The sequence below is a fragment of the Sphingobacterium sp. ML3W genome (assembly GCF_000747525.1).
Taxonomy (GTDB): Bacteria; Bacteroidota; Bacteroidia; order Sphingobacteriales; family Sphingobacteriaceae; genus Sphingobacterium.
Genome location: NZ_CP009278.1, coordinates 2,170,012 through 2,193,849 on the forward strand (window position 1 = coordinate 2,170,012; position 23,838 = coordinate 2,193,849).

Here is a 23,838-nt window from a genome sequence, read left to right on the forward strand (position 1 = left end):
AATGAATTTTTACAAAACTGATACAGACACTGAACCTACAACTACAGGAAGTAGAAATGGTGTATATTCCGTAGAAATCAAAGAGAAATATTCTTTTGTTTCTCTAGAAGATAAAAAGGTTTGGAAAGACTATTGTACTGAAAACAGAAAAAACAGAAGCAGAATACTTTTGAATAGCTATGTACCATTAGATACGTCATTATTGAGTACAATTACATTTTTTTCAATTGGGAAAAGAATTAAACAATTGGATTTTATGGCTTTTGCACCTTACGAACACGGAATACAATTTTTAGTTACTAAAAAGGTTTATGATATTATTTCAAAATATAAATTACCTATACACAATAAAATACCTGCAAAGATTGATACTTATAATCAGAACTATTATTTAATTGGTTTTCCTATGTTAGAGAAATCGACCTTTGATTTTACACGAAGTAGTTTTTATGAGCATTCACAGAATAGGGAATTTTTTTTTAAAACTCTTGAAAATTATGAAAATGCTGACAATGTGGTAGGAGATTATGTTCCTGTAAAATTAGTACTAAAAGAAAAATTGATTTATGATGTTATTAAAACTGTTGAAGGAATATTTTTTTCACCAAAAATCATAGAAGAATTTAAGAGAGAAAATATTACAGGATATAGAATAAAAGAAGGTGTATTAGAAAATTAATTAGTTGGCTAAAAGCCGACCAATTAATCTCTTTCCGCTCCAAAATAGGAAGAGAAAATAGGCGAAAATGAGAAAATCTAATCAACTAAATAAAAGAAGTTTATGAATTTGGTGCTGCTTTGACTGGAGAAATGAATGTTAAAGAACTTAAAATAAGGATGAATAAAAACCATGCCCGATAAAATCATTAATTCTTTATTCATACGTCAATGATGTAAATTGTCAAATAGATCCGTTTGGATTAATAATTGTATATAGAGCATTGAATGGAGCACAAGAAGCAAGTGCCAAAGCTGGGCAGGTAATTTAATCCAAAAGATATTACTGCTACACATACAATACAACAACATATTGATGACGGAAGTCTGCAAACCCAGTATATACCGACTACAAACAAAAAAGGAACTGCCGATTTTTATGGTAAACCAAATCCTAAGAGGGGGAAAACGAGTGCGAGTACAATAATTGAAATTGATACTGATAAACTCGATCCATCTAAAGTTTTTGATATGTCAAGCGGAATTGATCCACAGAAAGGTAAACAACTAGAAACGCCAGCATTAAGATAGTCTACAAAAGATGCAGAAGTATTAATCGAACGTACAATACCAGCAGGTGCTTATAAAATTTGTAAATAAGATGGATGATTTTCAAAAAATAGAAAATATTGAGAATTTAATTTCTCAATATTATAAAATGTCATTTGATGGTGATATTGACGATTATAATTATAATAAGATGCTTAAAAATCAATTAAAGGAAGTTATAATGAATTCAAAAAACAATTCCATTATAGTTGAAAAAGCATTACTTGTATTGGCTAAAGCAACAGGTTGTGCTGAAGATCAGGAAATTGCTAAAGAAATCATTGATTACTTATTCGAAAATAAAATTATTAGTAATAAAGAGTTAAATTTATTCTATGATAATTTAGGCACTAATAGATGGTTGTAAATCATCAAACAGAATACAACAAAAAAACGAGCATAACAGCTCGGTTTTTTTGTTTAAAACGAAAATTAAAAAACTGATAAGAACACAAAAAAGCGGTCTCATTCCAGTCGTTCGTTCCTCTCTCCGTTTCTGTTCCTCACTTCGCACTGGAACAGTCCCATGGAATGCTAAAACAGGTTGAAAGACCCGATGGAGCGAAAGTAGCATTTGAATATGATGGCTTAGGAAGAATTAACAACTTACTTTAAAATTCACATATTAGTAGTAAATACTATTTGAAGACTCACCATAAACAGGTAAGTCTACCAAAATGGGAAGTCTTTAGTAAAACAGGCTTAATGGTTGTAGATGTAAAAGGTAAAATAATATGTCAATAATATGGAGAAAATAATCAGCCCAAAAACAAAAAAAAAATTGGATATTATTCTGGAGTTAAAAACTCAAATAGAAAATTGGAAATCTTATAAAGAAGAAGAGCTTTTTCAAATAGTTAAGGAATTTGAAAAAAAACCACGAGATGAAGTATCATTTTGGTATGATGAAGCTTTATCAGATAAAACTTTAGCTAAAACTTTGCTTGCTATTGCAGATAAACACCCTGAAAACATAAAAATGAATCAATGTATAATTTCAACGTTGGGTTATATGATTACAAGGTATAAATTAGAATCTTCTGAGGAGATTTTTAATTATTTTTTAAAAAGTTCTGAAATAAAAAGTCTAGCCTTAAATGTATCTTATTTTTTACCATAGGCACTGTCTCTTAAAGTGTGTAAGCTAAAATCAGTTCTTAACTTTTTTTTAAAAAGTCCAGTTATAAGAAATATAACTGAACTCCATATTTTTTATTTACAGACTTGGTGGGACAGTCCCTTATTATAAATTCTGCTTCGTTAAAATTATATCCGTAGGAAGTGAAAAAGTAAAATCTGTTTTCGTAGTTGGATTAATCCTAATACCACCAGGTACATTTGTTAATGCCATTTTTATTTGATTATTATTCAATAATTCTAAATCTATATAGAAATTCTTCTTCTTAACCATATCATAACACATAAAATGAGCTTTAGTTCCACTAATAGCACTTCCAGATTTTAAAAAGTTATCCTCGCTATCATTTGAGATTATATTACTATCTCCGTTGTCATAAAAATATTCTAATGTCAACTTATCTATATAAAACTCTAATTTAGGCATGAAAACCTTTTTAATACCAATTTTTAGTTTTAAATTTTCAGTTCCATTTTTATATTCCCAAAACCCTTCAAAGGATTTTCCATTTTCGGTGGCTTCTGGGGTTTTATAATAAGTCCCTTTTTCTAATCCTGGAAGTTTCGCTCCTTTTTTAAGTATTACAATCTTTTCTTGTGCTTGTAAAAAACAAACACATAACAACAACAACATTAAACTTATATATTTTTTCATATCCATTTTTATTAATTACAATTACTAATATTAATATTCATTCCTACTTGATTTACAACACCCCACTGGCTAAAATCAGAATTTCCTTTCATTAATTTCAGCCCAGAGCCTTCTAATATACTTAGTAATGCAAATTCACGAGCTTTAATTTCTGGCATAAAAACTGGGTAAACTGCTTCAAATGCTTTGTCATATAAATTTTCCATTGTATAAAAATCACTATCTGTACTTAAATAGGTTGCTCCAAACGAAATTAAAGAAGATATATCATTAATCATCAATGTATAAGAGGTTCCATGAGTTGATACCACTCCCGCTACAAAAGAAGCATGATCTTGCATTTTATTCGCTTTATAGATGTCATAAATTGCTTTTACATCAGCCATTGAAAATGTGGAATAACCAGTTTTAGAATCTCCTACTACATGAGTATGCATATATCCACTAATAGGATTAGTTGGTGAAAGTTCTATTTCATGTTTATTGGGATCACCTTCAATAGCTTCGTACGCAGTAGAAGTTCCATTTGTAGTCATTAAATATCCTGTTTCATAATTTAGATTTAAGTTTTCACTTATTTCATTCAGTTTCCCTTTAAACTCTGCATCATCAGCTTTCTTTTTCATTTCTTTACAGGGGTTGGTCGCTGCTTCCTCAGGGTTGTTCGTTCCCGCACCGCTACTGCCACCACCATAATGCCAGCTTCCAGAATTAGAAGAATTTGCACCACTTCCTGTTTGTGGTCCATAAGCTAACCATACATCTCTAATGCCTCCTTGTCCAGAAGAACTGCTTCCATCTACCTTTACAGGATCTAGTATTCCTCCATCAATGGGATCATCCGGTATAAATCCAACAACACCTTTATTGTTTTGTTCTCTTATTTTATAAACTAAGTAATGCGTGATACTACCATCTTTTACATTATATGCACTAGAAAAATTCCCTTCTAAATCTGTAATAAGAATTACTCCAGTAAAGTTTTTATCAGTACTGCTCTGATCCCGTTTCATATTAAAAACACGTGCGATAATCCGATCTTCTAATCTAAATAATACTACTCTACTATAGTATTTTGGATAGGCAATTACTGCAGGAATTACAGTCATCTTCTGATCGCTATTAATCAATGGTTCGTGATTAATTTGATCTTGAAATAGTGTTACAAAATTTGTAGATAGCGGAATTGTGTCACCTTTGCCTTTTTCACCTGTTTTGAAAAGTTCATTGTTATTAAGGTAAGCTTTGGCTTCCTCTACAGTTACTGTAGTAATGCCATTAGAATTTGATTTATTGAGCCCTTCTAATCCATTGTCGTAATGGCTACAACTATAAATAATACACAGAAACATCAATAAGTAGTAGTAAATTTTTATTCTCATAATAATATTTAATTATTCATATCATTATGCATAAGTATAACAAAAAAATAAAAAAACAAAGACATTACAGCTCAAATACTATTTGTAATCAAGCATTTACGGTTTTACCGTAATTTCCATTAGGCTCGGAGGATATTTGGCAAATGGGTAAAATTTCCTGTTAAGGGTAAATAATAATTTGTATATTTGCTATAGAGCTAATGGAAACATGTTGAAATACAAAGCAATAAGAACCGTTACCAAATCGTTACCTGTCTTCTTCGATATTCTTTATAAAAGCCTAGTATTCAAGCGATACGGTTTTTCTCTGAAAACTTTAAAATAAAAAAATTAAAAGATGCAAACACTTAAAGGACCGGGAATATTTTTAGCACAATTTTTAGGAGATGAACCTCCATTTAATAATTTAGAATCTATTTGTCAATGGGCACAAAGTATCGGTTTTAAAGGAATCCAAATACCCACTTGGGCTAGTCATTACTTTGACCTGCAGTTAGCAGCGGAAAGCAAGGACTATGCACAAGAGATTAAAGGAATCGTTAATAGTTACGGGTTAGAGATTACAGAGCTGAGTACGCATTTACAAGGTCAACTCGTGGCCGTGCATCCTGTCTATAATGATCAGTTTGATGGGTTTGCTCCAGAAAAGTATCATAATAATCCTAAAGCAAGAACAGAATGGGCCGTAGAACAAGTGAAGTTTGCGGCAAAAGCTTCGCAGCATTTAGGTTTAACTGCTGCTGCGACTTTTAGTGGGGCACTACTTTGGCACACCGTTTATCCTTGGCCACAACGCCCTGCAGGATTGGTAGAGACAGGTTTTACGGAATTGGCAAAGCGTTGGCTTCCGATCTTAAACGTGTATGAAGAGTACGGGGTTGATTTATGTTATGAAATACACCCGGGAGAAGATTTGCATGACGGTGTTAGTTATGAACGTTTTCTTGAAAAAGTAAACAATCATGCAAGAGCTTGTTTGCTATATGACCCATCACACTTTGTATTACAAGCGATGGATTATTTATCCTATATAGACCACTATCATGAACGTATAAAAATGTTTCATGTAAAGGATGCCGAGTTTAACCCAACGGGTAAACAGGGGGTATATGGTGGTTATTCCAATTGGGTGGATCGTGCTGGGCGTTTTCGTTCGTTGGGTGATGGACAGGTAGATTTTAAATCCATATTCAGTAAACTAGCTGCCTACGATTACAAAGGCTGGGCAGTGATGGAATGGGAATGTGCTATTAAGCATCCTGAAGACGGGGCAATTGAAGGAGCGAAATTTATAGCTGATCATATCATTCATGTAACAGATAAGGCTTTCGATGATTTTGCCTCAACAGGAAGTGATGAAGCTTATAATCGTAAATTAATTGGTTTAACCTAGCCGGTTTTAGGAAATTTAGATACGGAGTGTCCGCTTGAACAAGTAGACACTCTTTTTTATATTGATTCATGTTGATGGGTCTCCTTTTAAGGATGATCTATTCAATCTTATCGTTGAAGTTGAGTAGTACTGGTCAAATAATTGCGATAATAGAGGAGCAAAGCCAATTAGATTTATTGATGAAAAAGAAACAAGTAAAGAATTTTTACGAGTATTATAAACCAGATCGGTGCGAACAACTCATTTACGCTTCGCAGATCGGTGCTGTTGGCATGAAAGGTCTAAGTAGATTTGATTATCCTGGGCAAGAATTACCAGATACGGTTTTACCAGGTATCTATAGTATGGGGTATTGGGACGCTAAAATGGACCAAAATTGGGGGTTAGATTGGCACAGGAATGAAGGAATTGAATTTTCTTTCATGGAGTCGGGTAATTTATATTTTTCGACAGAGAAAGAAACTGTCCATCTTCATCCCGGTAGTTTAACGATAACCAAACCTTGGCAATTGCATAAAGTAGGAAATCCGAAAGTGACGGTAGGGAAGCAATATTGGATCATCATAGATGTTGGAGTAAGACAGCCCCATCAAGAATGGGTATGGCCCGATTGGATCATTCTTTCAAAAGAAGACCTGGAATACCTGACCAAAATCTTAAGGGAGAATGATGACCTGGTCTGGCAATCTGATAAAAAAATACAGGAGTGCTTCTTGGAAATTGGAAAATGTTTGGATCTTGCGGAAATTGAAATACAACATTCTAAACTTAAAATTTTAATCAATAGTCTATTACTTGAAATTCTAAACCTCTTCAAGCGAGGTCATATTGAATTCGACCAATCGCTTACCTATAATCTAAGAACTGTTGAGATTTTCTTGAATCATTTGCGCAGTGATTTTGTAAAATCTTGGACACTTGAAGATATGGCAGAACACTGTGGTCTTGGAAAAACAAGTCTGTCGAAATATTGTAAGCATCTCACGAATATGACTCCAATTAATTACCTCATCAATATCAGGCTGGAGGCTGCGGCAAAAATGTTAATCGATAGGGAAGAAGAAAACGTCACCGACCTTTGTTATGACTGTGGTTTTACAAGTTCGCAATACTTTGCCACTGCATTTAAAAAGAGATTTAAATGTAGTCCAAGTGAATATAGAGTAAGGTTTAGTAAGGAATTTGCCGTAAAATCATCATTATTGAGTGTCTCTTAAAGTTTTTTTTGTGCTATGTTGATGTCTTATTGCAGATTAAACATGTTCAATATTTAACAACGGTATATATTAAACATGTTGAATGATATTTAGTATTACATTTAACATTACTACTGCATTTTTTTGTAATCTCTTTATCGGTGTAACTATAGCCCGATAAATAATATAAACAAGAAAAATGTGGGAATGTTGCTATTAAAAAAGTATAAACCAAAACTTTAAACCACCAATAAGAACTATTAAGATGAAGGTACTTCCATTTACTTTGCTTATGCCTGATGGTAAGAGTATGATGACAGAACGCGTTGTATTACCACATTTTTACCAGCACATGCACCGTCATAGTGAATATCAGATTACTTGGGTGGAGCAGGGAGAAGGAACCTTACTAGTCGGAAACAAAATGCATCCTTTTCGTGCTGGAGATGTTTTCCTTATTGGTGCTAATGTGCCACATGTATTTAAATCTAATCATGAATATTTCAATACGGTTGGACATCATCAAATTATGGCCTGCTCGTTATACCTAAACCTTTCGGGTAAATTATCCGGTTTGTTCAATCTTCCCGAAATGGATAGATTAAGTTCATTTTTGAATAATAGCAAAGAGGGATTTCAGGTGCCCAATCAATACGCAGATGAAATAGCGACTATACTATTATCGGTACACGAATCTAGTGGTGTGGAAGTTGTCATTAAGCTTATTTCGCTTTTGGTTCGCCTCCAGGAAATTTCAAGTGTTGCACTACCGCTTTGTTCCCATGTATATGCCTCTGATCTTTCGAGGAATGAGGATGTCAAGTTTGATAATATTATCAATTACATCATGGACAATTATAATAATCATATTACATTGGATGATGTAGCGAACGAAGCTTATATGACTCCACAGGCTTTTTGTCGCTACTTTAAAAAGCGTACTGGAAATACCTTCGTAACCTTTCTGAATGAAATTAGGATTAATGATGCTTGCAAAAGTTTATTGACCGGAAAACATAAAGATAGTATTTCGGGTGTTGCATATCAAGTAGGTTTTAATAGCCTAACCAATTTTAATCGGGCTTTTAAAAGTGTAATCGGGCAGTCCCCAAAAGCTTATATTAATGCTTACCATTATGTAAGGCAAGTTAGGTCATCGGATTGTATAACGATATAAGCCTAAGTTCATATTATGGTGATTGCCGCCTCGTTAGCTTAGACCTGCATTCAGCTGTTGATGACAATATGATTCTATAGATAACTTGCGATTTTTGAAAAAATAGTGTATTTTCAAATGGGATACCCGCTGTGTGAGTTAGGGATATGTGTTTATTTTTATATCATCAAGTAGATTCCTGCAATATAAAAATTAGCAAAGGTTGGTGAGAGAACGATCAATTCACTTTTATATCAACGTAAATTTATCTAAGTTTGCTCAAACTGTCTAGTAACAAAATTTAATGCAAAAAAATAGAGTAGGGCTTATTGGTAGTGGTAGTTGGGCTACAGCAATGATTAAAATGCTGGGTGACAACGTTGTTGAAAAGGATGTACATTGGTGGGTCCGTAAACAAGAGGATGTCGACTATATCAAAAAGCATAAAAAAAATCCAAGTTATTTAAGTGCTGTCGAAGTAAAATTAGACACAGACAATATTTCGACTGATGCTAGGAAAATTATTCAGGTATCAAATATCATCATTTTAAATACACCTGCGGCTTATCTAAAAGCTGCTATGAAAGATGTCACTAAAGAAGATCTTAAAGGTAAAATAATTGTTTCCGCCATAAAGGGTATCGTTCCGGATGAAAATCTGATTATCGGTGATTACCTGCAACAAGTATATGATATCCCGTTAGCGGATATTTTAGTAGTTGGTGGACCATGCCATGCGGAGGAGGTCTCGTTGGAAAAGTTGTCGTATTTGACTTTTGGTTCGAAATCGCAAAAGAATGCCGAAAGGATAGCTGCCTTACTTGAATGCCGTTATATCAAGACAATTATCTCGGATGATGTCTATGGTATTGAATATGGAGCAGTATTGAAAAATATCTATGCATTAGCTGGAGGCATCTGCCATTCGCTAGGTTATGGTGATAATTTTCAGGCTGTTTTGATTTCCAATGCAATCCGTGAGATGGAAACTTATGTAGAGACTATTGATCCGAACCCAAATCGTGATATCAACAAATCTGCTTATCTGGGCGATCTATTGGTAACTGCTTATTCGCAGTTTAGCCGAAATAGAACGTTTGGAGCCATGATCGGTAAAGGTTATAGTGTGCAATCTGCCCAACTCGAAATGAATATGGTTGCCGAAGGGTATTATGCATCGGCTTGTATCCAACATTATATGCGTAAACATCAAATCGAATTGCCGATTTGTGAGGCCGTATACCAAATCTTATATCAGCATAAATCTGCTGCAACAATCATAAGCCAACTGGCTGAAAAATTAAGTTAATCCGTGATGATCGATAGATTAAAGATAGCTGAAGCCTATAAAACAATTCAAGACGAAATATGTCAAGCGTTGGAAAAGTTAGATGGTACAGCAAAATTTGTAGAAGAAATTTGGGAACGAGATGGTGGAGGTGGTGGCCGGACCAGAATCATTCAAAATGGTCATATTTTTGAAAAAGGTGGTGTCAATTTTTCTGCTGTCCATGGTAAATTACCTGCGGTAATCAAAAAGTCTTTTGGGGTTGATGAAGATGATTTTTTTGCAGCTGGAGTTTCCATCGTAATCCATCCCAATAATCCTTTTGTGCCCATCATTCACATGAATATTCGGTATTTTGAATTGAATGAGCAGATTCGTTGGTTTGGTGGAGGTATCGATCTGACCCCGCACTATGTAATTGAAGAGGACGCGCAGTTTTTTCATCAGCAGATGAAAAATGTATGCGATGTGCATCATCCTGATTTTTATAAAGATTTTAAAAAATGGGCAGATGATTATTTTTACGTCCGTCACCGCGAAGAAACTCGCGGTATAGGTGGGGTTTTTTATGATAAATTGACCCCCGAAAAGACTGGATTATCTTTTCAGGAAATTTTCGAATTCTCCTGTGATCTGGGACGCACTTTTGCACCCACATATGCAGAATTGGTCAATAGAAATCGTCATAAAGCATATACTGACCATAATAAAAACTGGCAATATTTGCGTAGAGGGCGTTATGTGGAATTCAATCTGGTCTGGGATTCAGGTACAAAATTTGGTCTGGAAACGAATGGTCGCATCGAATCGATTTTAATGAGCCTACCACCGCAAGCGAACTGGGCTTATGATTTTCATCCGGAAGAAGGATCGGAAGAAGAAAAAACACTCTCTTTGTTGAGAAAGGATATCAATTGGATACAATAAATTAATCTAAACAACCTGAATGGTTTCATATCAGAAATTTGTACTAGAAAATGGTCTCCGTGTACTTGTACATGAGGACAACAACACAGCAATGGCCTGTGTCAATATATTATACGATGTGGGTGCGCGCGATGAGTCGCCGGACCAAACGGGATTTGCACATTTATTTGAACATTTGATGTTTGGTGGTTCGGTCAATATACCGGATTACGACACTCCCTTACAGCGTGTAGGAGGAGAAAACAATGCATTCACAAGTAATGATATCACAAATTACTACATCACTTTACCCTCCTCAAATCTAGAAACTGCTCTTTGGTTGGAATCTGATCGTATGCTGAGTCTTTCTTTTTCAGAACAGAGTTTGGAAACGCAAAGAAGTGTTGTTTGTGAGGAGTTTAAGCAGCGCTACCTCAATCAACCCTATGGTGATGTCTGGTTGAAATTAAGACCGCTATCATATCAGGTACATCCATACCGTTGGGCGACTATCGGTAAGGAACTCAAGCATATTGAAGATGCCAAGATGGCGGATGTGAAAGCTTTTTTCAAAAAACACTATACTCCTCAAAATGCAATTATGGTCATTGCGGGTGATGTGAAGTTCGATCAGATCAGAACGCTTGTTGAGAAATGGTTTGCAGACATTCCTGCAGGAAATAAATACTTACGTAATTTGCCACAGGAACCGGTTCAAATGCAAGAACGTAGGGAAGTGGTTGAAGCGGATGTACCACTCGATGCATTATTCATGTCTTTTCATGCTCCTGCACGAATGGATGAAAATTACCACGCTATGGATTTGGTGTCCGACCTACTTTCTAGAGGTTCTTCTTCACGTTTGTATCGTCGTTTAGTAAAAGATCAAGAGCTATTTAGTGAAATAAATGCTTATGTCATGGGCAGTATCGACCCCAACATGTTCATTATTGAAGGAAAACCTTCTGAAGGAATCTCATTAGCAGAAGCAGAAGCAGCAATTTGGAAAGAATTGGATATCCTAAAAACGATTCCAGTACCAGCGGAAGAGCTTGAAAAAGTAAAAAACAAAATCGAGTCAACGCATGTATTTGCTGAACTTTCGATTTTGGATAAGGCCATGAATCTAGCTTACTATGAACTATTGGGTAATGCAGATGACCTTAATAATGAAACAGACAAGTACTTAGCCGTTCAGTCGGATGATATTAAGCAACAGGCAAACGAAATTTTTAGAAAAGAAAACGCGTCGATATTGTATTATAAAGCAAAGGAGGTGTCCCATGCTGAATAGAGCTGAAGCACCTGTTGCCAATCCTATTGGTGACATCCATTTAAAAAGTCCTAAGGTCCTTTCGTTTGAGAACGGATTGCCTGTCTATGTATTTCATTCGCCGGATCAAGAGTTGGTTAGGATAGAGTGGATTTTTAATAATGTCTTTAATGAGGATGAAAATCCATTGCTGAATAGTTCATTAAGTGCGCTTTTGAAAGAAGGAACCAAAAATTATAGCAGTGCTGAGATTGCGGATAAAGTAGATTTTTATGGTGCTTTTCTTATGCCAGAATATGGCTTTGACATCACATCACTTACGCTATATACGCTCAACAAGCACAGCGCGGTTCTCTTACCTTTGATAAAAGAAATCCTGACCGAGTCGACATTGCCCCAAAAAGAACTCGATACTTACTTACGCAACAATAAACAAAAACTGCAGGTTTCGCTGCAAAAGAATGATTATTTGGCAAGGAAAGCATTTTATAAGCATGTTTTTGGGACTGGGAATCGTTACGGGAAGACCCCTTCAGTAGAAGAGTACGACCAGATAACGAGACCTGATTTAGTAGCATTATATCTTAAACAATTTTCACCATCTAATTGTCGCTTAATTGTTTCTGGCAATGTTTCTGAAGCCTTACTTCAGGAGTTGAGCCAACAGTTTGGCCGTGATTGGATCTCTCCGCAAACAGTACATTTATCAGCACCGGCATTGACACCCGATAAAGGGCAGTTGGTCTATGAAGAAAAAGCTGATGCAATTCAGTCTGCTATCCGTATTGGTATGCCAAGTATCAGTCGAAATCATGTAGACTACCCAGCATTGCAATTTGTCAATACGCTGTTTGGTGGTTTTTTCGGCTCGCGATTGATGCGTAACATCAGAGAGGAAAAGGGGTATACCTACAGTATTGGGTCTGCGGTTGGCACTTTAAGATATGCTGGATTTATGACGATTGCAACGGAAGTAGGTGTAGAGGCTACGGATGCAACTTTGGTTGAAATTCAAAAAGAAATGGCTATCTTAAGAACCGAACTTGCGACAGAGGAGGAATTGAACTTAGTAAAAAATTACTTATCGGGATCTATGTTGGGTTCCTTGGAAAGTATTTTTTCACATGCAGATAAGTTCAAGAATGTATTGCTTTCTGACATGGATTTGGTTTATTATGACCATTATATGAAAGAAATTAATGCCATGACTCCCGAGAAAGTAAGGGAAATTGCTTTACAATATCTGGATTACGACCAGATGATTAAAATTGTTGTTGGAAAAATGGATACAGCAGTATTAGTCTCTGAATTGTAATTATAGACTTACAATAAACAAAAAATCATTCATACTTTGTATTTTTGTTTTATACAATGATGTATTTAACAATCTAATAATAAAAATTCGTAATGGAATTGAAACTTAAGAAACCTTTAGCTTTCTTCGATTTAGAAACTACAGGAATCAATATATCAGCAGATAGAATTGTTGAAATATCAATATTAAAGGTATTGCCTAATGCTGAGGAACAAGTATATACGAAACGGATTAATCCGCTTATGCCTATCCCTGCAGAATCGTCCATGTTTCATGGTATCTATGATGAAGATATCATCGATGCACCAACATTTCAGGGCATAAGTCAGGAAGTTGCTGACTTTATAGGCGATGCTGATTTGGCTGGCTATAACTCTAATAAATTTGATATCCCGATGCTTATGGAAGAGTTCCTACGTTCGGGTGTTGATTTTTCTTTGGAAAACCGTGTATTCGTCGATGTTCAAAACATTTTCCATCAAATGGAACAACGTACATTGAAAGCTGCTTACAAATTCTATTGCAACGAAAGTCTGGAGAACGCACATAGTGCTGAAGCTGACGTGCGTGCTACCTACGAAGTATTGAAGGCACAATTGACGAAGTATGAGGGTGCTGTATATGAAGATAAGCACGGTAAGCAATCTGTACCTGTTGTCAATGATGTGCCTGCCTTGTCAGAATTCACCAATATGACTAGGCCTGTCGATTTTGCAGGTCGTATCGTGTATAACGATGAAGGAGTAGAGGTAATTAATTTTGGTAAGCACAAAGGCCGTCCGGTGACGGAAGTTTTTGATGTAGAACCGAGCTATTATGCATGGATGCAAAATGGCGATTTTCCTTTGTACACTAAGAAGTGTTTAGAAAATATCTGGAATAGCCATAGACAAGCTAAGAGAGCAGCAAAGTCTTCGGAACCAATTCATGCTCCTGAAGATAAAAAGCAAGCCAAAAAGGAGTTTCAGAAGCAAGAAAATAAAAGTGAAAAAAGAGAGATTACCAATGATATGTTAGCTGGTCTAAAAAATAAATTTGGTTAGGTCTCCTTATTAATAAGTAAAAAAAATTTATAAATAAATATTTTATGTCTCAAGAAATAGAACACGTACAGTGTTTAATCATTGGTTCAGGACCAGCGGGATACACAGCAGCGATTTATGCAGCTCGCGCTGATATGAAGCCAGTTATGTATACAGGTATGGTACCAGGTGGTCAGTTGACGCAGACAACAGAAGTAGATAATTTCCCTGGATACCCTAAAGGAATCACAGGCCCTGTTATGATGGAAGATCTGCGTATGCAGGCTGAACGTTTTGGAACCGATGTTCGATTTGGATATGCGACTAAAGTAGATTTCTCCGGTGCTGTTCATCAGGTTGAAATCGATGGAATCAAAACCGTTACTGCAGATACAGTGATTATTGCAACTGGTGCTACGGCAAAATGGTTGGGATTGGATAGTGAGCAGAAATATAATGGTTTTGGTGTTTCGGCATGTGCAGTTTGCGACGGATTCTTTTATAAGAACCAAGAAGTAGCTATCGTAGGCGCGGGTGATACTGCTGCTGAAGAAGCAACTTACTTAGCAAAATTGTGTTCTAAAGTACATATGTTGGTACGCCGTGATGAATTTAGAGCTTCTAAAGCAATGGTTCACCGCGTCTTGAATACGCCAAATATTGAGATTCACTATAACTCTGAAACGTTAGAAGTATTAGGTGATGGTCAAGTGGTGACGGGTGTACGTGTACTCAATAACCAAGATCAATCGGAAAAGGTATTGGATGTAACTGGATTTTTCGTTGCAATCGGCCATAATCCGAATACCGATCTTTTCAAGGGTATCTTAGATATGGATGAAACGGGTTACTTAATTACTAAGCCAAATATAACTGCGACGAATATTCCAGGTGTATATGCTTGTGGTGATGTACAGGATAATGTATACCGCCAAGCAATCACTGCGGCTGGTACTGGTTGTATGGCTGCTTTAGAAGCAGAGCGTTATTTAGCTTCTAAAGAGACCGTTGCAGAATAATTTGTTCTGCACAAAAAATCAGTTAGGATTTTAAAGATTCTGAAAATGCCCCGAAAAGTAGCTAACTTTTCGGGGCATTTTCTATGTTACTAAATTAGAACAACCTATCCTTTTGCTTCTTCCATCTCAAATACCGAATCTATCTTCCAACAAGATTTGTCTTTGGCAGCCTTTACGGCCAATTGGTCACAACGCTCATTAAGGGGATGTCCGGCATGCCCTTTTACCCATACTAACCGAACCTGATGCAGTTTGTACACCTGGATCAAACGAATCCATAGATCTTTATTCTTTTTACCCGCAAATCCTTTCTGCATCCATCCAAATACCCATTTCTTATCGATTGCATCGATGACATATTTGGAGTCGGAATAGACCGTTACCTTTTGGTTTAGATTTTTCAAGGCTTCGAGCCCTACAATCACTGCCATTAATTCCATGCGATTATTGGTGGTTTTGCGGAAACCACCAGAAAACTCTTTTTCAATCAATTTTCCTTTATACGCTTCGTTATCACCTGTATAAATAGTTCTTAAGATCGTACCGTAGCCTCCTGGTCCTGGATTACCGCTTGAAGCACCATCCGTATATAATTCAATCATTAGTACAAAGATAATTTATTCAGTCAAAATAGCGACTTTAAGTTTGAATTGCATAAATAAATTTCTTACTTTTCACTTTTTAAAAACCTAATATCTCAATTAGTAACTATGATTCGAAAGAAGTCAATATTAGCTGTGTTTTTATTAGCGGTATCTAGCTATAGCGTTTTTGCACAAGAAAATAAAAACAAACAAGAGGAAGAGAAAAAGATGGAATGGTTTGAGGATGCCAAATTGGGCGTTTTTATCCATTGGGGAATTTATTCGGTGAAGGGTATTTCTGAATCTTGGGCTTTTTTCAACAACTATATCAGCCACGACAACTACATGAAGCAACTGGATGGTTTTACAGCCAATCAGTATCAGCCAGAAGAATGGGCAAAATTAATCCATGAGTCTGGAGCGCAATATTCGGTTATCACCACACGTCATCATGATGGTGTATCGCTTTGGGATAGCAAAAAAAATGATGCGATTACTACAGCTAAAGATGCTGCAGCGAAAAAGGATGTCCTGACTCCATTTGTTACAGCGCTTCAGAAAACAGGCCTGAGAACAGGTCTTTACTATTCGCTACCCGATTGGAGCCACCCAGATTATGACGTGAACACAAGAACTAAAAAACGTTATGCAGTGGCTGATGATGCGAAACGCTGGAATCGGTTTGTTAACTACTATCAAGGGCAGTTGGAAGAATTATCAAAAGCCTATAAACCTGATTTAATTTGGTTCGATGGCGATTGGGAGCATAATGATCAAGAGTGGCGTTCTACCGAAACATTGGCACAGCTCCGTAAATATAATCCCAATATCATCATCAATTCGAGATTGAACCATTTTGGTGATTATGATACTCCAGAACAAGGTATTCCTGTAATACGTCCTGAATCACGCTATTGGGAATTGTGCTATACGATGAATGACTCATGGGGCTATCAGCCTTTTGATCAGCACTATAAGTCGCCAAACATGATCGTTCGCACGTTGGTGGATTGTATCGCCATGGGAGGTAACCTATTGGTGGATATCGGTCCACGAGCGGATGGTACTATCCCAGAACAACAGGTGAAAGTATTGCAAGAATTGGGAAGATGGACATCAAAGTATAAAGAGGCTATCTACGGTACACGTGCTGGTCTTGATGCCCAATTTCTAACGGATAAAAATGCTTTTTCTAAAGATGGTAAGACACTTTATATCTATCTTGACCAAATTAAAGATAGATTGGTATTAGAGGGATTACAGTCAAAACCTACTTCGGTTAAATTTGTTGGAAACAACGAAAAAATAGCTATGAAGTACGAAGACAATACCCTGAGTCTAAATCTTCCTACCAGCAACTTTGACCCAACTGTAACCGTCTTAGCCATCACATTTGACCAAAAGCCTGAGTTTAATAAAAACAAGGCAAACGCCTTACCTGATGTAAATACAATAGTTAAACAAGGGCAGGTAGAAGAGACGATTGCAGAAATTAGCAAGTACACTAATCTGGGAGCGAATCTATTTAAAGGAAAAATCAGCTCTGACGGCGATTTATTGGATAAGCAACTGAAGTTTACTTCACCTGATGTAAAAGAGTGGGTTGCCAACAATGCAGAAGTATTGCACGATGCAGAAGCTGGCCTACCTAATGGTCATTTTGCGGGATTAAGTGCTTTATCTAAAGATAAGCAAACGCTATTTCTTTTTGTGGAAGGTACCCCAACTGGGCCTATCGCACTGAAGGGGCTTAAAAATACGATCGCACGTATTCGTATCGTTGGAGAGGGATCAATGATAGGACATGATATCTTCAATAAACTCTATTGGAGTTCTACTCCTGGTATCGTATATATCGATGTACCGAAAGAACGACTGGACAAGCGGATGACCGTCATCGCGGTTTTATTGGATAAACCAATTGAATTGTATCGAGAAAAGGTAGGTGCTATTGAAAGTAATTTATAGATTTGTAAAGAGGCAATTAAAAATTGCCTCTTTTTTTATGCATATGAAATATATTTTAACACCTTTACTTGCTGTATTTTTTTTATCTTGCCATAACGGAAATGGTACTCAAGTACAGCGAGCAGAGGCCGACTCACTTGCACAGGCTGTGCTTGACGGGCGTCTAGACTTGAAAGAATTGGCAAATTCAAACCACTTTATGTATTTTGATGAATCTTACATGCATGATGGTACAGATATAAAAAACCTGGAGGGAATGGAAAAAGTTAAAGCCAAGGTGGTTGCTTTTCGGATTTATAAGCACCTAAGCTTAGAAAATAATCGGTATATCCTGAAAGCGAAGTCGTCCTTAGATCTTCATATACCTAATGTACTGTTTGTTAATTTTGAACGCGCTTTTATCGCTTCAAACAATAAAGCAATCAGTAGTAATGATTCCATAAAACTAGCATTGCCTATCAATTTTCAAGATTCGGTGTTGACTTGGTAATTTGCACATATACGTTGTCATATGAGAAAAAAGATCGTTGTTTTTACAGGGGCCGGTATATCAGCTGAAAGTGGTATTCAAACTTTTCGTGATGCCAATGGCTTATGGGAGGGCCATGATGTGTCTGAAGTAGCAAGTATCGATGGTTGGTATCGAAATCCTGAATTGGTACAAGATTTTTACAATAAGCGCAGAGAAACAGCGATGGAGGCTAAGCCAAATGCCGCTCATGATGCTTTAGTGCGACTCGCAAAATATTTTGATGTACAAATCATCACCCAGAATGTCGACTTGTTGCATGAGCGCGCAGGATCTGTTGACGTATTACACCTGCATGGAAGATTGGATCAAGCTTGCTCATCGGTCGATAAGAGTATGTTATATCCGGTCATAGGCCATGAAATCAAGATGGGGGATCTATGTGATAAAGGTTCGCAGTTGCGTCCTAACATTGTATGGTTTGGTGAATCAGTCCCGAATATGCCGACGGCAATAGCAATTGCCCAGGCTGCCGATATCATGCTTGTAATCGGAACTTCTTTACAGGTTTATCCTGCAGCCAGTCTGGTTGAAGTCATCACCCATAGATGCGATCTTTATGTTGTCGATAAACAGATCAATACCACTCGTATACCTAGGAAAGCATGTGCGATAGAGCGCTCAGCTTCGGACGCTGTTCCTGATTTGGTCGAACAATTAATCAGTCGATACCGCACATCTTAATTTGTAATCTATTCATTACGCTAACGTTTTCGTCTTTGGAACAATCGTTTGCATGCTTTTAAACATTTCCTATACCTACCTAAATCAATATATTTATTATTTAAAAGTGATAACCCTGCGTAATCTAATAGATATGAATCGTTTGCTAAGAAAATCTTTACTAGTCACAGCCTTACTTGTTGCGACTGCTACTGTCCATGCACAATGGACTGGCCCTAAGGCTAAATCTACCGAATTGAAGGAGATTAAATACGGCCCACTATCGCCTCCTAATCGCGATGATGAAGCTATGGTAGCCTTTCGAAACTATGGTCTTGGTCAATTTATACATTGGGGATTATATGCAATTCCGGGTAATGAGTGGGAGGGTGTAAGTGCTCGCGGAGGCGCTGCAGCTTCCGAATGGATACGGGCTTGGAGAGGACCTGATACTCCGAAAGATTGGGTAAAAACCTATGATAATCTATACAAACAGTTTAACCCAAAAGATTTTGATGCCAAGCGATGGGCCAAACAAGCGAAAGAAATGGGTGCGAAATATCTGATTTTCACGACCAAGCACCATGATGGATTTGCGATGTGGCCAACGCAGTATTCAGACTATAATATCAGTAAATCACCTTATAAGAAAGATATCGTCAAGGAAGTTGTCGATGCCTATACGGCCGAAGGAATAGATGTCTACTTGTATTTTTCGGTAATGGAATGGAACAACCCTGACTATATGGGTAAAGAACCTAAGACAGCAGCAGAAAAGAAAAAATTCGACCGGTTTCTGAATTATACGCGTAACCAACTGTTGGAGTTGATGACACATTATCCACAGATGAAAGGTTTTTGGTTTGATGGCACTTGGGATCAATCTTGGATTAAGTCCTATGATTTTACCTACAAACTGGAGCAGGAACTCCGTGAAAAACACCCCGGATTGATTATTGGCTCGCGTTTCCGCAATGATGAATATGGCAAGCGTCACTTTGATTCGAATGGCCAGATGCTGGGTGATTATGAACAGGGTTGGGAGCGTAAATTGCCTGGAGATATCACTTGGTTGGAAGGTCGTGATTGGGACTGTGTGATGACTATCCCGCCAAATGGTTGGGGGTATATGAAGGACTGGTCAGGTATTTATACAAAGACAACAGATGATCTTTTAGACATGCTCGTCTATTCCGCCTCATTAAGTGGTAATTTTGTGTTGAATTTTGGACCTGATGGTCAGGGGAATATGCACCCAGAGGAAGATCGATTGGCAAAAGAAATTGGAGATTGGATGAAGGTTAACGGTGAGGCGATATATGGTGCTCGTCATGCTGGAATGACCAATTCTAAGTTGGGATATTTCACCAAAAAGGAAGATAATCTCTATTTAACTATTTTCAATAGACCGATTAACAATATCGTGCGCATATCGGTGCCAAAGACAGCGACCGAGGTGCCTGTTACAGCTACCTTATTGGCAAACGGACAGGTATTGGAAGTGAAACACGCGGATCTGGGCATCGATTTGGATAAAAACACCTATTATGATATTGTAGTTCCCCATACATTTCAAACGGATAGGGCATTTGTCATCAAGATGAAGGTGGACAGCCCGAAAGGCAAGGCTGAAAAATTAATGGACGCCAAGATGTAACAGGAACATGAAACTGTTATTGAAAAAGCTATAATCTACGGATTTTAGCTTTTTTTTGTTATTTTTAGCTTTAAATTAATGTCCTAAAAATGTCCAGAATATTCTTAACTCTTTTTGCCTGCACAGTATTATTGTCTTGCGATAATGGCGCTAAAAACAACCCATCAAACCTTCAGAACACAACGAAAAATGCTGTTTTACTAGATACTACTGAGGCTAAGCGGATTATGGCACTTCCGTTACATTGTCTCGAAACCGAATATCCGAATAAATTGGGACAGGTCATTGGGTCGGCACAGGACCTTAAGTCACCGAAACAATTGCATCCTATTTTTTATGGATGTTTTGATTGGCACTCTTCCGTACATGGGTATTGGTCCATCGTAAAGATACTGAAGACTTTTCCGGATCTGGCAGAAAGTAAGCAAGCACGATTGATTTTAAATGATAAGCTAACTGCAGCTCATGTAGAACAGGAGATTGCCTTTTTCTTGGATGCGAACAATACCAGTTTCGAACGTACCTATGGGTGGGCATGGCTTTTACAGCTACAGGCTGAGCTGCTGACATGGAAAGATCCAGAAGCCGAAAAATGGGCTGCTTCTTTACAACCCTTAGCAAATTTACTGGTCAAGCGTTATGAAGAATACTTACCTAAATTAGTCTATCCAATCCGTTCTGGACAACATGATAATTCGGCTTTTGGTTTTAACCTAGCGATAGATTATGCACGAACGGTCCAAGACTCTGCATTTGAATCAGTGCTTGAGCAACATATTAAACGTCTTTTCATGAAGGATAGATCATGCTCCATAGCTTTTGAACCAAGTGGTACTGATTTCCTTTCACCTTGTCTGGAGGAGGCACTTGTGATGGCTAAGATTCTACCAGAGGAAGACTATCGAACCTGGCTGAAGGGTTTTATGCCAGATCTGTTTGCAAAAGATTTTAAACTTGAGCCTGGTATTGTCAAGGATCGCACAGATGGTAAATTGGTGCATTTGGATGGCCTTAATTTCAGTCGGGCGACTTGCCTCAATGGAATCGCATCAAAATTGCCTGAACTCCATCATTTACACGAACAGGCTACAAATCATCTCGCATTCTCCTTGCCCCACATCAGCAATGATGACTATATGGGGTCGCATTGGTTGGGCACATTCGCTTTGTACGCGATTACGCATCAATAATAGACCGGTTAAATAAGGCATCTGCATACGTGAAATGACAAAAGTTAGATTTTTAGTGTTAAAATGTGACATCTTGTCCTAAAGTGCTCGTTTGGAATATGGATTGATAATTAACAGTTGAATCATTAAGCAATTAAATATAATATATATATGAACACAGAAAAAGGATCTATTTCAATCCACACGGAAAACATCTTTCCTGTCATTAAAAAATTCTTATACTCTGATAACGAGATTTTCTTACGCGAATTAATTTCCAACGCGGTGGATGCATCTCAAAAGATCAAACGTTTAGCTTCTTTAGGTCAATACCAAGGAGAAGTGGGCGATTTACTTGTTGATGTTAAACTTGATGAGGCTGCTAAAACAATCACCATATCTGATAATGGTATTGGTATGACTGCCGATGAAATCAAAAAATACATCAATCAGGTTGCATTTTCGGGTGCAACTGAATTTATGGAAAAATTCAAGGAGGCTAATGATGCGAATGAAATCATCGGTCGTTTTGGATTGGGTTTCTATTCAGCATTTATGGTAGCGGATAATGTGGAAATCGATACTTTATCTTACCAAGATGGAGCTGAAGCGGCACATTGGACATGTGATGGTAGTACTTCTTACGAAATCTCTACGGGTACTCGTACGACACGTGGTACGGATATCACATTACACATCAATGAGGAATCAGCAGAGTTTCTAAACGAGTCCCGCTTGCAGGAAATATTGGATAAATATGCTCGTTTCCTTCCTGTAAACATTCGTTTCGGTACAAAAACGACTACCGAGCCTGATGGTGAAGATGAAGAGGGAAAAGCGAAATATAAATCTGTAGAGGTTGATAATATCATCAATAACACAAGCCCAGCTTGGACAAAAGCGCCTTCTGAGTTGAAAGATGAGGATTATTTGGCATTCTACAAAGAGCTATATCCATATTCAATGGACGAGCCATTATTCTGGATCCACTTGAATGTTGACTATCCATTTAATTTGACTGGAATTTTATATTTCCCTAAAATCAAGAACGAATTAGAAATTCAACGTAACAAAATCAAATTGTATTCTCGTCAAGTCTTTATCACAGATGAGGTCAAAGATATTGTTCCTGAATTTTTGATGTTGTTACATGGGGTTATCGATTCACCAGATATTCCTTTAAACGTGTCGAGAAGCTTCTTGCAAGCGGATAGTAACGTGAAAAAGATCAATAACTATATCACGAAGAAAGTAGCAGATAAGTTGCAGGAAATTTTTAAAGCAGATCGCAAAGGATTTGAAGAAAAATGGAATGATATCGGCATGTTTATCAAATACGGTATGCTGAGCGACGAAAAATTTGCTGAAAAAGCAAATGAGTTCTGTTTATTGACTAACACAGATAAAGAGAGCTATACGATCAAAGAATATTACGAAAAGGTAAAAGATATTCAAGTTGATAAAGATGGTAACGTTGTCTATCTATATACTCATGATACAGCACAACAAGATAGTTTTATCGCTAGTGCAAAAACGAAGGGTTATGATGTATTGGTATTAGATGGACCGCTAGATACACACATCACTTCTTATTTGGAACAAAAAGGTGGTGAAAAAGTGCAGTTGAAACGTGTGGATGCTGACGTCATTGATAAGTTGATTCAAAAAGATGAGAAACAAGAATTATCAATCTCTGAAGAGGAATCTAAACAAGCTTTATCGATATTCGAAAAAGCAATCAGCCGTCCAGATATGAAAGTTGAAGTAGATGCTTTGTCTGCAGATGAATTACCTGTATCGGTGACGATCGATGAGTTCATGCGTCGTATGAAAGATATGGCTAAAACGAATGGTGGAATGAATTTCTACGGTAGCTTACCTGATAATTATAAAGTGACTGTAAACGGTAACCATCCATTGGTGAAACGGATTTTATCAAGTTCTGAAGAGGAGGGATCTGAATTGGCAAAACAAGCTTTTGACCTGGCTTTATTGTCGCGAGGATTACTTACAGGAGCAGCATTAACTTCATTTGTGAAGCGTAGTGTTGAAATGATCTAATCATTCAAAAAATAATGGCTTAATCCTCATTACGATACGTTGTAATGAGGATTTTTTGTTTAAAAACATTTGGAGGATATCAAATAAAAATCTACTTTTGTAGCACAAACAATCACGGTAGATGTAGCTCAGTTGGTTAGAGCATCGGTTTGTGGTACCGAGGGTCGTGGGTTCGAGCCCCATCATTTACCCAAAAGGC

The 23,838-nt window shown here is 37.1% G+C and carries 21 protein-coding genes and 1 tRNA gene; 19 read left to right on the forward strand and 3 right to left on the reverse strand.

From position 1 onward, the window contains the following. Position 1: 1 nt before the first annotated feature. The 3 genes from KO02_RS09300 to KO02_RS09310 all read left to right on the forward strand — a co-directional run bounded on the left by KO02_RS09300 (position 2) and on the right by KO02_RS09310 (position 2,386). Positions 2-679, forward strand: coding sequence for a hypothetical protein (locus tag KO02_RS09300; protein ID WP_038697761.1), 678 nt, complete (start codon positions 2-4; stop codon positions 677-679). 639 nt (positions 680-1,318) lie between these two features. Then, on the forward strand, positions 1,319-1,633 hold the full coding sequence (locus tag KO02_RS09305; protein WP_038697763.1) for a hypothetical protein: 315 nt from the start codon (positions 1,319-1,321) through the stop codon (positions 1,631-1,633). A gap of 378 nt (positions 1,634-2,011) precedes the next feature. Continuing rightward, positions 2,012-2,386: a hypothetical protein gene (locus tag KO02_RS09310; RefSeq protein ID WP_038702418.1), complete on the forward strand. Its 375-nt coding sequence runs from the start codon at positions 2,012-2,014 to the stop codon at positions 2,384-2,386. Between the two features lie 123 nt (positions 2,387-2,509). On the opposite strand, the gene KO02_RS09315 is transcribed toward KO02_RS09310, so the two are convergent. Then, entirely contained in the window at positions 2,510-3,058 is a 549-nt protein-coding gene (locus tag KO02_RS09315; RefSeq protein WP_144243287.1) for a DUF6705 family protein, read from the reverse strand. Between the two features lie 11 nt (positions 3,059-3,069). Beyond that, positions 3,070-4,440, reverse strand: coding sequence for a hypothetical protein (locus KO02_RS09320; RefSeq protein ID WP_144243288.1), 1,371 nt, complete (start codon positions 4,438-4,440; stop codon positions 3,070-3,072). A 337-nt stretch (positions 4,441-4,777) separates the two neighbouring features. Between KO02_RS09320 and KO02_RS09325 the strand changes: the two genes are divergently transcribed. The 9 genes from KO02_RS09325 (at position 4,778) to trxB (ending at position 15,008) form a co-directional block, all read left to right on the forward strand. After that, complete coding sequence (locus KO02_RS09325; RefSeq protein WP_038697769.1) at positions 4,778-5,833, forward strand: sugar phosphate isomerase/epimerase family protein; 1,056 nt, start codon at positions 4,778-4,780, stop codon at positions 5,831-5,833. A gap of 92 nt (positions 5,834-5,925) precedes the next feature. Then, a complete protein-coding gene (locus KO02_RS09330) occupies positions 5,926-7,050 on the forward strand; it encodes an AraC family transcriptional regulator (RefSeq protein ID WP_158500278.1) in 1,125 nt (374 codons plus the stop codon). A 244-nt stretch (positions 7,051-7,294) separates the two neighbouring features. Beyond that, a complete protein-coding gene (locus tag KO02_RS09335) occupies positions 7,295-8,206 on the forward strand; it encodes an AraC family transcriptional regulator (protein ID WP_038697771.1) in 912 nt (303 codons plus the stop codon). Positions 8,207-8,489: 283 nt separating this feature from the next. Continuing rightward, positions 8,490-9,494 carry an NAD(P)H-dependent glycerol-3-phosphate dehydrogenase gene (locus KO02_RS09340; RefSeq protein ID WP_038697773.1) on the forward strand — a complete coding sequence of 335 codons (1,005 nt, stop codon included), beginning with the start codon at positions 8,490-8,492 and terminating at the stop codon, positions 9,492-9,494. A 6-nt stretch (positions 9,495-9,500) separates the two neighbouring features. Next, positions 9,501-10,400: an oxygen-dependent coproporphyrinogen oxidase gene (gene hemF / locus KO02_RS09345; protein WP_038697775.1), complete on the forward strand. Its 900-nt coding sequence runs from the start codon at positions 9,501-9,503 to the stop codon at positions 10,398-10,400. A gap of 19 nt (positions 10,401-10,419) precedes the next feature. Next, the gene (locus KO02_RS09350; protein WP_038697777.1) at positions 10,420-11,673 is read left to right on the forward strand and encodes a M16 family metallopeptidase; all 1,254 of its coding nucleotides are present in this window, start codon (positions 10,420-10,422) and stop codon (positions 11,671-11,673) included. Next, the gene (locus tag KO02_RS09355) at positions 11,663-12,967 is read left to right on the forward strand and encodes a M16 family metallopeptidase (protein WP_038697779.1); all 1,305 of its coding nucleotides are present in this window, start codon (positions 11,663-11,665) and stop codon (positions 12,965-12,967) included. The genes KO02_RS09350 and KO02_RS09355 overlap by 11 nt, the downstream gene beginning before the upstream one ends. Positions 12,968-13,059: 92 nt before the next feature. After that, positions 13,060-14,010, forward strand: a complete 951-nt coding sequence (locus KO02_RS09360) for a 3'-5' exonuclease (RefSeq protein WP_038697780.1) — start codon at positions 13,060-13,062, stop codon at positions 14,008-14,010. 44 nt (positions 14,011-14,054) lie between these two features. After that, on the forward strand, positions 14,055-15,008 hold the full coding sequence (trxB, locus tag KO02_RS09365) for a thioredoxin-disulfide reductase (RefSeq protein WP_038697781.1): 954 nt from the start codon (positions 14,055-14,057) through the stop codon (positions 15,006-15,008). Between the two features lie 104 nt (positions 15,009-15,112). Here the strand turns inward: trxB and rnhA are convergent, their stop codons facing one another. Then, on the reverse strand, positions 15,113-15,610 hold the full coding sequence (rnhA, locus tag KO02_RS09370) for a ribonuclease HI (protein ID WP_038697783.1): 498 nt from the start codon (positions 15,608-15,610) through the stop codon (positions 15,113-15,115). A gap of 108 nt (positions 15,611-15,718) precedes the next feature. Here rnhA and KO02_RS09375 point away from each other — a divergent pair, with 108 nt between their 5' ends. From KO02_RS09375 to KO02_RS09405, 7 genes are all read left to right on the forward strand, one after another. After that, a complete protein-coding gene (locus tag KO02_RS09375; protein WP_144243289.1) occupies positions 15,719-17,560 on the forward strand; it encodes an alpha-L-fucosidase in 1,842 nt (613 codons plus the stop codon). Positions 17,561-17,603: 43 nt separating this feature from the next. Next, positions 17,604-18,050, forward strand: coding sequence for a hypothetical protein (locus tag KO02_RS09380; RefSeq protein WP_144243290.1), 447 nt, complete (start codon positions 17,604-17,606; stop codon positions 18,048-18,050). Positions 18,051-18,071: 21 nt separating this feature from the next. Next, entirely contained in the window at positions 18,072-18,773 is a 702-nt protein-coding gene (locus KO02_RS09385; protein WP_038697787.1) for a Sir2 family NAD-dependent protein deacetylase, read from the forward strand. A 133-nt stretch (positions 18,774-18,906) separates the two neighbouring features. Continuing rightward, positions 18,907-20,409 carry an alpha-L-fucosidase gene (locus KO02_RS09390; RefSeq protein ID WP_144243291.1) on the forward strand — a complete coding sequence of 501 codons (1,503 nt, stop codon included), beginning with the start codon at positions 18,907-18,909 and terminating at the stop codon, positions 20,407-20,409. Positions 20,410-20,498: 89 nt separating this feature from the next. After that, on the forward strand, positions 20,499-21,599 hold the full coding sequence (locus KO02_RS09395) for a DUF2891 domain-containing protein (protein WP_038697789.1): 1,101 nt from the start codon (positions 20,499-20,501) through the stop codon (positions 21,597-21,599). Positions 21,600-21,749: 150 nt separating this feature from the next. Then, positions 21,750-23,639, forward strand: a complete 1,890-nt coding sequence (htpG, locus tag KO02_RS09400; RefSeq protein WP_038697791.1) for a molecular chaperone HtpG — start codon at positions 21,750-21,752, stop codon at positions 23,637-23,639. Positions 23,640-23,756: 117 nt separating this feature from the next. Next, a tRNA-His gene (locus tag KO02_RS09405) sits at positions 23,757-23,830 on the forward strand. The last annotated feature ends 8 nt before the right edge of the window (positions 23,831-23,838 follow it).

Excerpts from the sequence above, each read along its gene's own strand:
- KO02_RS09300 (WP_038697761.1), top strand. The coding sequence starts at position 2 with ATGAATTTTTACAAAACTGATACAGACACTGAACCTACAACTACAGGA.
- KO02_RS09305 (WP_038697763.1), top strand. The coding sequence starts at position 1,319 with ATGGATGATTTTCAAAAAATAGAAAATATTGAGAATTTAATTTCTCAA.
- KO02_RS09310 (WP_038702418.1), top strand. The coding sequence starts at position 2,012 with ATGGAGAAAATAATCAGCCCAAAAACAAAAAAAAAATTGGATATTATT.
- KO02_RS09315 (WP_144243287.1), bottom strand. The coding sequence starts at position 3,058 with ATGAAAAAATATATAAGTTTAATGTTGTTGTTGTTATGTGTTTGTTTT.
- KO02_RS09320 (WP_144243288.1), bottom strand. The coding sequence starts at position 4,440 with ATGAGAATAAAAATTTACTACTACTTATTGATGTTTCTGTGTATTATT.
- KO02_RS09325 (WP_038697769.1), top strand. The coding sequence starts at position 4,778 with ATGCAAACACTTAAAGGACCGGGAATATTTTTAGCACAATTTTTAGGA.
- KO02_RS09330 (WP_158500278.1), top strand. The coding sequence starts at position 5,926 with ATGATCTATTCAATCTTATCGTTGAAGTTGAGTAGTACTGGTCAAATA.
- KO02_RS09335 (WP_038697771.1), top strand. The coding sequence starts at position 7,295 with ATGAAGGTACTTCCATTTACTTTGCTTATGCCTGATGGTAAGAGTATG.
- KO02_RS09340 (WP_038697773.1), top strand. The coding sequence starts at position 8,490 with ATGCAAAAAAATAGAGTAGGGCTTATTGGTAGTGGTAGTTGGGCTACA.
- hemF (WP_038697775.1), top strand. The coding sequence starts at position 9,501 with ATGATCGATAGATTAAAGATAGCTGAAGCCTATAAAACAATTCAAGAC.
- KO02_RS09350 (WP_038697777.1), top strand. The coding sequence starts at position 10,420 with ATGGTTTCATATCAGAAATTTGTACTAGAAAATGGTCTCCGTGTACTT.
- KO02_RS09355 (WP_038697779.1), top strand. The coding sequence starts at position 11,663 with ATGCTGAATAGAGCTGAAGCACCTGTTGCCAATCCTATTGGTGACATC.
- KO02_RS09360 (WP_038697780.1), top strand. The coding sequence starts at position 13,060 with ATGGAATTGAAACTTAAGAAACCTTTAGCTTTCTTCGATTTAGAAACT.
- trxB (WP_038697781.1), top strand. The coding sequence starts at position 14,055 with ATGTCTCAAGAAATAGAACACGTACAGTGTTTAATCATTGGTTCAGGA.
- rnhA (WP_038697783.1), bottom strand. The coding sequence starts at position 15,610 with ATGATTGAATTATATACGGATGGTGCTTCAAGCGGTAATCCAGGACCA.
- KO02_RS09375 (WP_144243289.1), top strand. The coding sequence starts at position 15,719 with ATGATTCGAAAGAAGTCAATATTAGCTGTGTTTTTATTAGCGGTATCT.
- KO02_RS09380 (WP_144243290.1), top strand. The coding sequence starts at position 17,604 with ATGAAATATATTTTAACACCTTTACTTGCTGTATTTTTTTTATCTTGC.
- KO02_RS09385 (WP_038697787.1), top strand. The coding sequence starts at position 18,072 with ATGAGAAAAAAGATCGTTGTTTTTACAGGGGCCGGTATATCAGCTGAA.
- KO02_RS09390 (WP_144243291.1), top strand. The coding sequence starts at position 18,907 with ATGAATCGTTTGCTAAGAAAATCTTTACTAGTCACAGCCTTACTTGTT.
- KO02_RS09395 (WP_038697789.1), top strand. The coding sequence starts at position 20,499 with ATGTCCAGAATATTCTTAACTCTTTTTGCCTGCACAGTATTATTGTCT.
- htpG (WP_038697791.1), top strand. The coding sequence starts at position 21,750 with ATGAACACAGAAAAAGGATCTATTTCAATCCACACGGAAAACATCTTT.